The organism is Paenibacillus sp. FSL R5-0713 (assembly GCF_037973325.1).
Lineage (GTDB): Bacteria > Bacillota > Bacilli > Paenibacillales > Paenibacillaceae > Paenibacillus.
The window spans coordinates 413,745-427,103 of record NZ_CP150229.1; the positions used below are offsets into that span (position 1 = coordinate 413,745).

General features: G+C 45.9%; 11 protein-coding genes. 8 read left to right on the forward strand and 3 right to left on the reverse strand.

Translation table 11 applies throughout. From position 1 onward, the window contains the following. Positions 1-3: 3 nt before the first annotated feature. The 3 genes from cdaS (at position 4) to MKZ12_RS02010 (ending at position 4,327) form a co-directional block, all read left to right on the forward strand. Positions 4-633 carry a sporulation-specific diadenylate cyclase CdaS gene (cdaS, locus tag MKZ12_RS02000; protein WP_339258459.1) on the forward strand — a complete coding sequence of 210 codons (630 nt, stop codon included), beginning with the start codon at positions 4-6 and terminating at the stop codon, positions 631-633. A 287-nt stretch (positions 634-920) separates the two neighbouring features. After that, positions 921-2,027 (forward strand): Glu/Leu/Phe/Val dehydrogenase, encoded by a 1,107-nt coding sequence (locus MKZ12_RS02005; RefSeq protein ID WP_339258462.1) that lies wholly within the window; start codon positions 921-923, stop codon positions 2,025-2,027. Positions 2,028-2,260: 233 nt separating this feature from the next. After that, positions 2,261-4,327 carry a methyl-accepting chemotaxis protein gene (locus MKZ12_RS02010; RefSeq protein WP_339258464.1) on the forward strand — a complete coding sequence of 689 codons (2,067 nt, stop codon included), beginning with the start codon at positions 2,261-2,263 and terminating at the stop codon, positions 4,325-4,327. Between the two features lie 427 nt (positions 4,328-4,754). On the opposite strand, the gene MKZ12_RS02015 is transcribed toward MKZ12_RS02010, so the two are convergent. Continuing rightward, complete coding sequence (locus tag MKZ12_RS02015) at positions 4,755-5,618, reverse strand: LysR family transcriptional regulator (protein ID WP_339258465.1); 864 nt, start codon at positions 5,616-5,618, stop codon at positions 4,755-4,757. A gap of 154 nt (positions 5,619-5,772) precedes the next feature. On the opposite strand from MKZ12_RS02015, the gene MKZ12_RS02020 reads away from it, so the two are divergent. After that, complete coding sequence (locus tag MKZ12_RS02020) at positions 5,773-6,834, forward strand: alkene reductase (RefSeq protein ID WP_339258467.1); 1,062 nt, start codon at positions 5,773-5,775, stop codon at positions 6,832-6,834. A 121-nt stretch (positions 6,835-6,955) separates the two neighbouring features. Continuing rightward, positions 6,956-7,324, forward strand: a complete 369-nt coding sequence (locus tag MKZ12_RS02025; protein WP_339239197.1) for a VOC family protein — start codon at positions 6,956-6,958, stop codon at positions 7,322-7,324. 144 nt (positions 7,325-7,468) lie between these two features. Here MKZ12_RS02025 and MKZ12_RS02030 read toward each other — a convergent pair whose 3' ends face one another. After that, positions 7,469-8,677, reverse strand: a complete 1,209-nt coding sequence (locus MKZ12_RS02030) for an MFS transporter (protein WP_339239198.1) — start codon at positions 8,675-8,677, stop codon at positions 7,469-7,471. Between the two features lie 300 nt (positions 8,678-8,977). Here MKZ12_RS02030 and MKZ12_RS02035 point away from each other — a divergent pair, with 300 nt between their 5' ends. Then, positions 8,978-9,559, forward strand: a complete 582-nt coding sequence (locus MKZ12_RS02035) for a TetR/AcrR family transcriptional regulator (RefSeq protein WP_339258468.1) — start codon at positions 8,978-8,980, stop codon at positions 9,557-9,559. A gap of 101 nt (positions 9,560-9,660) precedes the next feature. Here the strand turns inward: MKZ12_RS02035 and MKZ12_RS02040 are convergent, their stop codons facing one another. Next, complete coding sequence (locus tag MKZ12_RS02040) at positions 9,661-10,785, reverse strand: LLM class flavin-dependent oxidoreductase (RefSeq protein WP_339258470.1); 1,125 nt, start codon at positions 10,783-10,785, stop codon at positions 9,661-9,663. A 267-nt stretch (positions 10,786-11,052) separates the two neighbouring features. Here MKZ12_RS02040 and MKZ12_RS02045 point away from each other — a divergent pair, with 267 nt between their 5' ends. Together MKZ12_RS02045 and MKZ12_RS02050 are read left to right on the forward strand one after the other, a co-directional pair. Next, positions 11,053-12,447: a transcriptional regulator gene (locus tag MKZ12_RS02045; RefSeq protein WP_339239203.1), complete on the forward strand. Its 1,395-nt coding sequence runs from the start codon at positions 11,053-11,055 to the stop codon at positions 12,445-12,447. A 199-nt stretch (positions 12,448-12,646) separates the two neighbouring features. Continuing rightward, on the forward strand, positions 12,647-13,171 hold the full coding sequence (locus tag MKZ12_RS02050; protein WP_339258471.1) for a pyruvate kinase: 525 nt from the start codon (positions 12,647-12,649) through the stop codon (positions 13,169-13,171). The last annotated feature ends 188 nt before the right edge of the window (positions 13,172-13,359 follow it).

Genomic DNA, 13,359 nt, shown 5'->3' on the forward strand with positions numbered 1-13,359 from the left:
CGTATGATGAAACGGCAAGCAGACTGTGACAGTTCCTCGATGAGACAGAAGCTCAAAGCGGATCTCCATCGTGTAGCAGAACGGATGAATCTGACGTTATCCCGGTTTGACAATGACAGTGCCTGTCTGCTGGGGCAATTTGCAGAGATTCGAGCGGAAATCAAGCAGATTGAGGTGCTCGCCTCTTCGTTTTATCTGGATTGTTATCTGTCGCCCTTTACCGAGAAGTTTGCCGAATTAACTTCGAGCGTACAACATCTATCTGATCGGAGATATGGGGCGTTGATTGTGATCGAACGTGAGATTCCGTTGGAGTCGATCATTCATTCAGGCGTGGCCGTGGATGCCAGAGTGACACATGCGCTGTTGGAATCCTTGTTCATTCCCGGTGCACCATTGCATGACGGGGCCGTATTGATTCGTGGCAATCAGATTGTATCCGCTGGTAATGTGCTGCCGTTGTCGCAAGCGGAAGTGCATGAACGAAAAATAGGCACTCGACATCGGGCTGCACTGGGACTCAGTGAATTGACGGATGCGGTTGTACTGGTTGTCTCTGAGGAGACGGGACAGGCTTCATTCGCGGTGGATGGAGATCTGCATCCGATAAATGTGGTTGAGACGTTATCCTAAATTTGAACGATCAAGTGGCCTACTTGGGGCGATTAAGATGATGCTGTTGAGGGAAGTGTGCCTTTCTCCTGTAAGAGAGAGAGGTTTTTCTATTGATAGATGATAAAATTATAATCTGAAATTCGACAGCTTTGCTCTCGCCATATGAGAAACATCGATCGATGCTTCTCTAACATTGCGATGTGATTTTGCACAAACTGGGTATTCATGGGTACAATAGAGGATGGTCGATGAATAGAGAACAATGCGATTGAATCGCAAAAATGGTTGGAGGAGACGGTTAGCACATGAGTTGGTTTGAAGCAATGGAGCATCACGATTATGAGGAACTGGTTCTATGCCAGGATCGAAATTCAGGGTTAAAAGCAATTATCGCCATACACGACACAACACTCGGCCCTGCGTTGGGAGGCACACGGATGTGGACTTACGCTTCGGAAGAAGCAGCCATTGAAGATGCGCTGCGCCTTGCCCGTGGTATGACATACAAGAATGCAGTATCCGGCCTGAATCTGGGCGGCGGCAAAACCGTTATTATCGGAGATCCAAGGCGTGACAAAAACGAAGCGATGTTTCGTGCGTTTGGACGATATATTCAAGGGTTGAACGGACGTTATATCACGGCCGAAGATGTGGGAACAACGGAAGAGGACATGAACCTGATCTATCAGGAAACCGATTATGTGACAGGCATCTCGGCAAGTTATGGTTCATCCGGTAACCCATCACCTGCAACGGCTTGGGGTGTATATCGAGGGATCAAGGCAGCAGCCAAAGAAGCATTTGGCACCGATCTGCTGGAGGGTAAGACGATAGCGGTTCAAGGTGTCGGCAATGTGGCGATGCATCTGTGCAAATATCTGTATGAGGAAGGTGCACATCTGATCGTTACGGATATCCATAAAGACGCGGTGAAACAGGCTGTGGATCGCTTCGGCGCAACAGCTGTTGATCCCGCGGATATCACGAGTGTGGATTGCGATATCTATGCACCATGTGCACTGGGCGGCACGATTAATGACGATACGCTTAAGACGCTCAAGGCGAAGGTTGTAGCGGGATGCGCCAACAATCAGCTTCTGGAGACCCGTCATGGGGATCAGTTGTATGACATGGGCATCGTATACGCGCCTGACTATGTTATCAATGCAGGTGGCGTAATTAACATTGCAGATGAGCTGAATGGTTATAATGCGGATCGGGCGTGGAGCAAGATCGGAGAGATCTATGCCACTCTGGAGAAAATATTCGAAAGCTCACGTACCGAGGGCATCGCTACCTATGTTGCTGCAGATCGTCTGGCTGAGCGACGGATCGAACAGATGAAGAATACACGCAGTACATTTTTGCAGAATGGCCACCACGCGCTGAGTTCCCGGAGATTGCGCAAGTAAACGGTATTGAATCTTTATTAAATCTGTAAACGGTCTGTTAGATAACGGCAACGTCCATTTCTAAGATGGATCGTGTCGTTCTAACAGGCCATTTTTTATGTTGTTATCAGATATAAAAAAATGAAAAACAGTGGCAATATCTCCCTAATAGATCAATTCCACTATGCATTTTTCCGATAATGTATATACATCGTTTAGATGCAGATGGTTCAGGGAAGTGGGGAGAAGTGAAAATGGGGAAAAGACAAGGGGTAGCGCACAGGCTTAGAAATGTGTCGCTTAAAATCAAGCTGCCGATCATGATCAGTGTATTGGTCGTTTTGGTACTGCTCGGTGCAACGACCACAAGTTATATGATTTCATCTGATGTTGTGGTCAGGAAGAGCAAGGATGAGATTAATGTAATGGCTGACCGCCTTGGGGAAGGGCTTTGGACAGCGATGCAGCTTCAGCAACAGATGAGTCATGCGATGTCCGTACATAGTACGTTTAAAGAACTCTTGAAGTTGCGTGATACAAACGAAATGACAGATGAGACTTTTTTCACAGATGAGAATCCATATTTCAACAGAGCGAATACAATTCTCACCGAGAGTATATCTGACACAATAGGCACCAAGCCGGATCTGTTCGTGTTTGACAAGGAAGGAACCATTGTGGCAGGAACCATGCCGGATGTCATTGGACAGCCACGAGGAGACCGTGAATATTTCAAGGAGTCCATACAGGGGAAATCCTTCATCAGTGATGCCATCGTGTCGAAGAATAGCAAGAAGCTGATAATTGCATTCTCGGAGCCTGTCATGGATGAAGAGGGTAATATTCTGGGTGTGTTCGCCATGTCGGTGGACAGCAACTTTTTCCTGGGGCAACTGGGGGACATCCAGATCAATGGTCAAGGCAGAGTTGAAGTATTGAGCCGAAGCGGCATCATTATATATGATTCACTGGACCCTTCCATTGTGGGACAAACGTTGGAAGGGGACAAGGAAGCCACTGAACTTATGGAAGACAGAGCCACCGACAAAGTGAAAATCACTTCAATGGATCGAGATAATATCTATTATCGTATCAATCAGATCCCTGGTGCAGATCTCTCCGTAGTCATTATTGATGATTATGATGATATCAAACGCCCATTAGAGGATATGCAGCGCCAGATGATTATCGTGACATTGATCGGAGTTGCTCTGGCGATTGGCGTGGGATTGCTAATTTCTCGTAGTATTACGAGACCTATCATTCGTCTGATCGGGCTGTTCAAACAGCTTGCTCAAGGGAATCTCACCGTTAAGGCCAATGGCAGATATAACAGTGAATTCAAGGATCTGGCGGAGAGCTTTAATGGCATGGTCGAGCAGAACAGGAACCTGATTACCGATATGAATAATTCGATTCATGTGCTCCAGGCCAGCACTCAGGAATTGGAGGAGACATCCAAACAGACGGCAAGATCCATTGATGAGACATCGGCAACGTCCATGGGCATTGCCAAGGCGATGGAGGCCCAATCGGAAGATACCGAGCAGATTGCAGGCAAGTTCAACAGCTTTGGCGATAAAGTGGCTGCCATGAACAGCAGTGCGCAGGATGTGAAGGCAAGAGCGGATGAGATCGAATCGGTTTTCCACAACGGGAATGAAGTCGTCAATGAATTGATGCGTATTAATGAGGTCAACGAGCGGGAAGTGGAGAAAATCTCGGAGATTACGGTCAAACTTCAAACGAGTTCGGGCAGTATTAGTCAGATCACGGAAGCGATCAGCCAGATCGCGAAGCAGACCAATCTGCTTGCATTGAATGCTTCAATTGAAGCATCACGGGCTGGGGAGCATGGCAGAGGATTTGCGGTTGTGGCCGAGGAGATCCGCAATCTGGCAGAGCAGAGTTCCCGCCAGTCCAAGGAAATCTCCAGCATTATCGAGCAGAATCTGGCCGATGTCGCCGAGAACAACCAAAGTGTTGCCGAAATTCATACCATCTCGTCCAGGCAGGATGAGCTTGTTTTGCAGACTCGTCAGGCGTTTGATGTGATTTTGGAGAAAGTAATGGTCATTAATCAACAGATCACCATGATGGCAGGACAGATGCAGGAGATGTTGCAGAACAAGGATGACGTACTGGAATCAGCCCATAGCTTGTCGGCTTCAGGGGAGCAGGTATCTGCTTCGGTTGAAGAGGTAACAGCAACCATGATGGAGCAGTCTTCCACGGTGCAGCAGTTGGCGAACATGGTCGATACAATCGATCAATTGACGCAAAAACTGGCCGAATCGGCTGCAAGATTCAAGGTGGAGTAAGCGTTAATTGAGAATGGTTTAGAGAGAAAAAAGTAACGACGAGGATGTCCCATAAGTCATGAATATGACGAGGGACATCCTCATTTAGTTTGATTTTGTTTTAATGAACCTGACACACGCTATTCGCTCCCATTTGCCCAGATCTGAGAACTAACGAATCACAGAGACGCTATTTCGTCGATTCACTGTTTTTTTTAGGTTTGGAAGCCCTGTTATGACGAAATAGCGTTAGTGAGGTTCGTTAAATCTTGCAACCGTTGGTGATGCGCCTTTTAAGGTGTGGTAGGTTCGTTAGCACTTGGAGCGAGACGGTATTCCTTCTGGGACAGCCCCTTTTGCAACCAGTCCCCTGTCTCCTGTCCCCAGCTAAGTTATGCATGATAAGGGCATTTTTCCGTGTGAGGTGTTGGGGTATAGTCTGCATCTATCAAAACGTAATGCACTTCTGATTGAGCAGCTTCATGAATTGATCCAGCGCACTGCTGACATAACGATCCTCACCGCGGACAAAGGTTGTTGTGGTATGAGTATAACGATCTGCGAGATCAAATACGGAAAAATCATCCGGTTTCTTGTGAATAACGCTGCACGGCATAATGGTAAAAGCAATGCCAGATTCCACACAGCTGAGCAGGTTTTCCATCGTACTTACTTCAATGATATTACGTGCGGACAACCCTTCTTCCTGCAGGAATTCTTCGGTCATTTCACGATACGGACAGCCTTCGGGGAAAACGACCCAGGATACTTGGCACAGGCTTGCGGGTGGTGCGTCTGTCTTTTTGGAGATGATATGAACCGTGTCCTGCATCTCGTATTCCACTTTCAGACCTTCCTTCACACAAGCCCCGCTGATAAAAGCACCATCAATCTCATAGTCCTGTATTTTCTTGCGCAGTACTTTGGGTGAAGTGGCGTTAACGAGTGAGATGGATACCTCCGGGTAGGTTATCTGATATTCATTCAGAATCTCCATAAAGCGGCTGGATGCCGCAGTTTCCACAATGCCGATTTTTAGCGTGCCAGAAGGTTCTCCGGGATCGGTCATATCCTGCTTCAGATCGTGCAAAAGGTTATGAATGCGAGAGGCGTACTGGACGAACTGTTCTCCTTTGGAGGTCAGTACAACACCTTTGGGAAATCGGTTGAACAACTGGATTTGATATTCCTGCTCCAGTTTTTTGATGCGTGTCGTGACATTGGATTGCGCGTAATTCAGTTCTTTGGCGGCCTGTGAGATTTTGCCTGAACGTGCCACCGCGAGAACAATATCGATATCGGATAGTTCCATACTGTATCCTCCTGAACGTGATTAACTTACATTGTTTCCGCAGATGTTCATGTAGGTATCTCTCTGAGAGATGCAACTATATATTACAATCATTTTACGATATATCAGAGCAGCCGTACAATATCCTTACTGACGAAGAGAGTAGGGATATAACATGGATAACATGCATACACGTTCAACATTATTGAGCCCGGTGACGATTCATCAATGGCAATTAAGGAACCGAATTGTGATGGCTCCACTGACCCGGGGATTTGCTGATGACCATAAGGGGACCGTGACGGATGAGATGGTGGCATATTATGAGCAGCGTGCGCGAGATGGCGTGGGCCTGATCATCACTGAGGGCATTAACCCCAACCTGGCAGGCAAAGGCACTTATGGCATTCCCGGCTTATATACAGATGAACAGACGACGTCTTGGAAAAGGGTAACGGATGCTGTTCACAGACATGGCGGCACCATTATTGCTCAGCTGTGGCATGTCGGCAGATTGTCCCATTCTGATCTGATCGGAACCGCTCCACTGGCACCTTCCAGTCTTGCGGCAAGGGGAAGAGTGCATAAGCTGCATAAGCCGTATCAGATTCCCCAGGCGATGAGTACACAGGATATAGCGGATACGATTCAGCATTTTCAGACGGCAGCACGCCATGCGGTTCTTGCAGGGTTTGACGGAATCGAGCTGCATGCTGCGCATGGGTATCTGATCGACCAGTTTATCAATGAGAAGACCAACCACAGAACAGACGAATATGGAGGCGACACTGCGGGCAGATTACGGTTCCTTCGAGATATTATTGTGGCTGTAAAAAAAGAGATCAGTGTAGATCGCATATCGGTACGATTCTCCGAGAAAAAGGATGATGATGCATCCTATGCATGGGCGGACAAAGCTGGAATGATCGATGCATACCTGAAGTTGTTCCGCGAGACGGGAATTACGATCTTGCATCCCGCAACAGATCATTATGCGAAAGCGTGGGAAGGGGAGAAGTCCTTTCACGAGCGGATTCGAAGTCAGTGGGATGGAATTATTATTGGTGTGGGGAATCTGGATGTTCAGACCGCAGAGCACGCGATTGCTAAGGGAAGCGTAGATTTGGCTGCGTTCGGCAGACCATTTATCTCCAACCCTGATCTGGTGCAGAAATTGAATGCTGGTGAGCCATTGGTGGAGTATGATGCAGCTAAGCATCTGCCCATGTTGGTGTAAAAGGGAAAAACCGATTCAAAGAAAATCAAAAAAAGAATGAACGCTACTGACATACTGTTGGCAAGAGCGGGCTTGTATGATCAAGATATAAACAATCCCATATCTAAAGGAGAATAACATTATGTCAGTAATCGGACCCGATTTCATTTCACTTCAAGTGAGCAATCTTGAGAGCTCTGCCGAATTCTATCAAAACTATCTCGGACTGGTACGCTCACAGGCGGGACCACCTCATGCGGTGGTCTTTGATACCAAGCCTATTACATTTGCTCTTCGTGACCTATTGCCAGGAACCGAACTCCGTTCAGGTACTCAGCCAGGACTTGGTATCGCCCTGTGGCTTCATGCCCCGGATACGCAAGACATTCACGACAAGCTTGCTGCGGCAGGCGTTAAGATTACATCTGCACCCATAGATGGACCATTCGGGCGAACTTTTACATTTGCCGACCCAGACGGGTACCAAGTTACCCTTCACAGTAAAGCCTAATACGCAGATGTATCCATCTTAATCACAGTGATACCTTGCTCTGTCACAGAGAGCCAAGTGTTGATTACCAAATAAAGGGCAGCACTGATCCTTAGGATCAGTCTGCCCTTATTTGGTCGTTCGAATTAAACGATACATTCATTTCTATTCGTTGCTGACGACTACAGCTTTCTTTTCCGTAAAGTAATACACCAAAGCGAGCAGCGGCATGATCAGGCCAATCAGCGTTGTGAGACTCCAGCCTCCGTTAGCATAAGACCAGCTTCCAAGAGATGAACCAATCGCACCGCCAACAAAAAAGATCGACATGAATATGCCATTCACACGCCCTCTCGCTTCACTTCCTAAGGAGTAGATAATGCGTTGACCCAGCACCAGATTTCCCGAGACAGCCATATCCAATGTAATTGCCACGATCACAAGCAGGATCAATGCAAACGTGGAGTGGCTCTGGAATACATAAGCCAGACCAAACGAAGCTGCAGCGATGATCATGGCAGCCCCCGTGAGAATACGCGTTAGTCCGCGATCTGCCAATCTCCCGGCAATGGGAGCGGCAATAGCACCTCCGACACCAGCCAGGGCGAACCAGGCAATGCCTTGCTGTGACATGCCGAAATCGTTCGCGAGTCTGAGTGGAACCGTCGTCCAGAATAAGCTGAAAGCACCAAACAGACTGGCTTGATAGAACGCCCGACGGCGTAACAGAGGCATCGTTCTGAACAGTGTGCCCAACGACACGATTAATTGACCGTATTTCAAGGTGGGTTCAGGTTGGCGAGCAGGAAGAGCACGGGATAGGAGCAACATGAGAAGTGTTATGACAATGGCGGAGAATACAAAGACCGTCTGCCATCCGAAGAGGCTGGTGATAAAGCTTGCGACAGGACGGGCCAGCATGATGCCCAGCAGCAGACCGCTCATGACATTGCCGACAACCCGTCCGCGTTGTTCCTCGGAAGTAAGATATGTCGCATAGGGTACCAGAATCTGAGCGACCACAGAACCTATACCAATGAACAGAGAGGCAGTGAGAAATACAACAGCAGTGGGCGAGAAAGCCGCAGCAATCAGGGCAACAACCAGTACGATGAGGAAAAGCACGACCAGGCGTCGGTTCTCAATAATGTCACTGAGCGGCACGATGAATAACAAACCAATAACATAACCAATCTGAGTCAACGTTACGATCAATCCGGCAGCGGCAGAAGAAAGGCCCGTGGTCATGCTAATCGGTCCGATAACGGTCTGAGCATAATACAGGTTTGCCACGATCAATCCACAAGCGGATGCCAGCAAAAAAATAATCCAGGCAGGTACAGGTGCCTTCTTCACTTGTTGTCTCATATCCATCTTAATCATCCTCCACAGATTTCATATTCGTATTGAAAATTCGATATTCCAGATAGATCAACGGGTGCTGTTTAAAATGTTAATTACTAAACGTTGTGTTCACTAATTAAAACATATAATAAACTAAACGTTTAGTATTGTAAATAGACTAAACATATTTTAATGAAAATTTAAATGAGGATATAAAAATGAGCGAAGAGTGAATTGTGTGTACGCAATGCATTTTAGTATAATGAACGTATCGTATTTATGAATATTACTGATGATAAAATATATTTTTTGCATCCAGGAGGGCTCAAGATGACTGCCAAAAGAGGACGTCCACGTAATATGGAAACCCAGAATGCCATTCTTAACGCATCCTATGAGTTGTTGTTGGAGCACGGATTCGGGGCTGTTACGATTGAGAAGATTGCTGAGCGCGCACAAGTGAGCAAAGCCACGATCTACAAATGGTGGCCGAGCAAAGGCGCTGTCATCATGGACGGATATATGTCTGCCGCAACGGCAAGATTACCCGTACCGGATACAGGCTCGGTATTGGAAGATATACGCATACATGCGAGTAATCTGGTTCGTTTTTTGACCAGTCGGGAAGGAAAAGTGATTACACAGATTATCGGAGAAGGGCAATCGGATGAAGGGCTTGCCGAAGAATACCGCACAAGATACATCCAGCCACGTCGGCGTGAAGCTCGAGGAATCTTGGAGAAGGGCGTGGAGCGCGGCGAATTGAAGAGTGGGATAGACATTGGAATGTATATTGATCTGATCTATGGGCCGGTGTTCTATCGCATGTTAGTGACCGGTGAAGCGATGGATGATGCGTTTGTAGATGTACTGCTCCGTTCATTGTTTGAAGGTATTCAGTCCAATAAGTAGAAGAAGAGCGGTGATACAACTGGGAGGATGAGGGAAGAGGGTGATTCTTAGGAATCACCCTGGAAGGGATCACATGTGGGATATTGTACGTGGGAGAGTATTTAAACTTGGAATATAGGTGAGATGGCTGTGGGCCATGAGTCTGTAGCATTAGAGGATAGGAAGGATGCGTGCTGGGTTAACACCGGGGGTTCATTCCATACTGAACTAGGCAGTTCACGGCGTAATACAGGGGCCACTTCCTTGGCAAAACGCTCCACTTGCTCCAACTGCTCGCTATGCGTCAATCCATCTACGCTGATACTCAGCACCTGATGTCCGTAAGCGGCATGATAGTCCAGAATTTTCTCAATCACTTGTTCCGGACTGCCGATTAACGCAGGGCCACGTGCAATGTTATCCTCCAGATCGGTGAAGGGCGACTGGTTATGCTGTGCGGCGGCGGTGGCATGGAACGCTTCATAGTATGGCTTATAGCGACGAATGGCTTCTTCACCTGTATCGGCAAGGTAGAGACTGCCGGCACCAGAGCCAATCACTGCCTGCTGCGGATCATGACCATAATAATCGAGGCGCTCCCGATAATGATCAATTAACGCTTTGTATTTGGCCTGAGGGTGAAAAGAATTCGACGTGAAGAGCGGCTCGCCATATTTGGCAGCGAGTTCGGTTGAGACCGTGCTGGACGCGCTACCGTGCCAGATTGGGATGGACTGCTGAAGCGGCCTAGGCCACGTGGTCACGCCCTCAAGCGGAGGGCGATACGTTCCCTGCCAGGTGACATTCTCTTCAGACCACAGCCGTTTTAGCAAATGATACCGTTCATTGAGTGAGTCCCATTGTTCCTCTTCGCTTATGCCAAACAGCGGATAATGTCGAGGGTCATTGCCTTTCCCAATGATCATCTCCAGCCGTCCGCCTGATAATTGATCCAGTGTGGCATAATCCTCGGCAACCCGGACTGGATCAAGTATACTAAGAACAGTAACGGTGGTTAGTAACCGAATGCGTGTGGTTGCTGCGGCTATTGCGGTTAATACGACAGGTGGCGAGGAAGATAGAAAAGGTGCACCGTGTCGTTCACCAATTCCATAGGCATCGAATCCCAGTCGTTCAGCCAGCTTCGCTTGCTCCAATATATTATGGAATTTCTGCTGAGTCGTCAGAGCCTCCCCGGTTACGGCATTAGGCAGATTCATCATGAGACTAAACAAGGCAAATTTCATCTGACCTTCTCCTTGAACTGAATTAATCGTATCTGTGTCGTATAATCCTATTGAAATAGTAGGATATGTAAGTTGCATTAAATGTATCATGTTCTCACGGATTCTTCTAATGGATTTTTTCTATAAGCAAAAATTCAGTTCAGGCCCCCTTGCACAGATGTGAAGGAAATTGCCACGATTTTTATTGACCGCTGTAAAATTTAGGATTAAAATTGTGCTTATCATATAAATTCAAAATTATGGATTTTCATTGTGGAGGTGGGATACATGGAACCTACAACTACGATACGCTCATATATTGAGGACTACATCAGGAAACAGGGGTACACCCTGCAGTATTTTGCCGATATATCAGGAGTTAACGCCGGAACGCTTAGTGCAATTATTAAGGGGACTCGGCCCATTGCTATGGCGCAATTGGATCTGATTACCCAAGGCATGAAGCTGGAAGAGGGGTATTTCTACGAGATTTATGGGGCTGAATGTTTCGTGGAATCGGCACCCCATTGGAGAAGACTGGAACCATTCCTGCAGCGCTGTGCCGAATTGGACAAGCTGGAATGTATTCAGAGGGTTATCCAGGAAGTGACCGATGATCGCTCGTATATCTCGGAGTTGTTCGAGATGGCTGAAGGCATGCTGGAGCGTGGACAGACGAAGGCTGCGCGAATGTTGTACGAATGTGTGGCGGAGTGTGAGAAATATCAACACTCGGAACGTCTCGCTCTCTGCCAGTATCGCATCTTCACGTTATCTCTCGGTCAGGACCAACACGAGAATCTGCGTGCAGCCGTACATTTTGAACCGTATATTAATCGGTTGGATGAGGAGAGGCAGCTGGATGCGATTAGGGAGTTGGCGAATACATACAATGGGTTATGTCGGTGGGATAAAGTATTTCAATTAGCCGATGAACTGTTGCAACGGGTCAAATTTTTGGAACAATACAAAAATAAAAAAAAGGGATTGGAGTTTATTAGAGCCTCCAAACACCCGTTATTTACTTATAAATTTTATGCTTACTTATTAATAGCAACTGTATGGGGAGAGCGTAAAGAGTATGAAAAGGCGCTAGAGTATACTTCTTTCTATTCAAACATCGTTATTGAAGACCCTACTTCAGAAGATGAACTCTTTATAAAACGATTTAAAGATTGGGCTGAAGTTAATACCTATTTATATAAGTTGATGACGGGTGACTATAATGCGCTTAACTCCTATCTCGACTTTATAGAAGCAAATGAAAATGAAACTCTTCTTGGACTTGTCAAAGTTATGGAAGCGGCTAATCAATATCAGCTGAATGTTGATCACGTTCTCAAAAGATTTGAGTCGTTTATACGTTTGTTAGTTAATGACTCTAACTATGAGACTAGTTATACTACTCAGATAAAAGATGATCGATATACTAAATTCTGGGCTGAATTAGCATTCTACCAGTTGTCTAAAGCCAGGCATCAGGAAGGATTCAGGGATCTGCTTACTTGTTTGAGTTCTGCTCACAAGATCAAGGATGACTCCACCATAATTTATTGTGTGAGTTTATTTGAGGAATATAGAACACAGGCTTCTGAATTAATAGAGTCTCAATATAAAAGTATTATTAAGGAGGTTTATGGTCGGTATGAGAAAAAAGGCAAAGTTGGCATTAACGCTGTTTAGCTCTTTCTTAATATTATCTAGTATTACTGGTGGTATAAGCCATATAATAAATCTGGTTTTTAATCATGGTGCAGGAGGATATTAGGGTTATTTGATTTTAAATTCTTTCATTAACATGCGTCTTATTTCCGGGATATGGAGATGGGGCGCTTATTTGTACTGTCTATTAGATCATTCATAACGAAAAGAGGATTTATCATTGCAGATTGATATTCAGAAACTTTACGACAAATATATAACATTGAACATTCCTAATCCATTCAGTTTAGAGCAGATTCATGATCGACTAACACAGAAATTTTACGCTGAGAAGGTAGATTTAGATGCGTTTTCCGACTTGCGCAACGATCCTCATGCGGGATTTGATCAGGCGATTGCAGCTTATGTATTCAAGGATGAGAGGGGAACCAAGCAATTAATTAGCCTGAACAAGGATGAGGATATCCATGAGCCACTGGAGTTTGCATGGATCATCAATTCCACTGTAAGAGGGTTTTCTCTTCTATTAATTCTTGAAATCGAAGTATTTTATGGAATGCAAGAGAGTGAGATGACTCTTGGCAATCCACGTTTTGAGGAATATCTGATCCTACTTTATTTAACAGGTTACATTGAGTTTGAGAATGACTCTTTCATTCATCTGTTGCGTGCTCGTTATCGAGAGGGCTACAGACTTCGTTATTTTGGCATGCAGAATGGTGATGATAATTATCTATACGAATAAATTTGCTGTCGGATAAGGTTATTAACTTCTTTCTGGAGAAAGGTGCAAAAAGTACTTAGGGTAAAATGCATAATATGTCCATGAATCAGTTTAACGTTAAGGATTCGAAAATTCTCGAATACGATATGTAGATATGCTCTCCATATATTTTCGCTACATCTTGTATTGATGAGAGGGTTTCATATCTC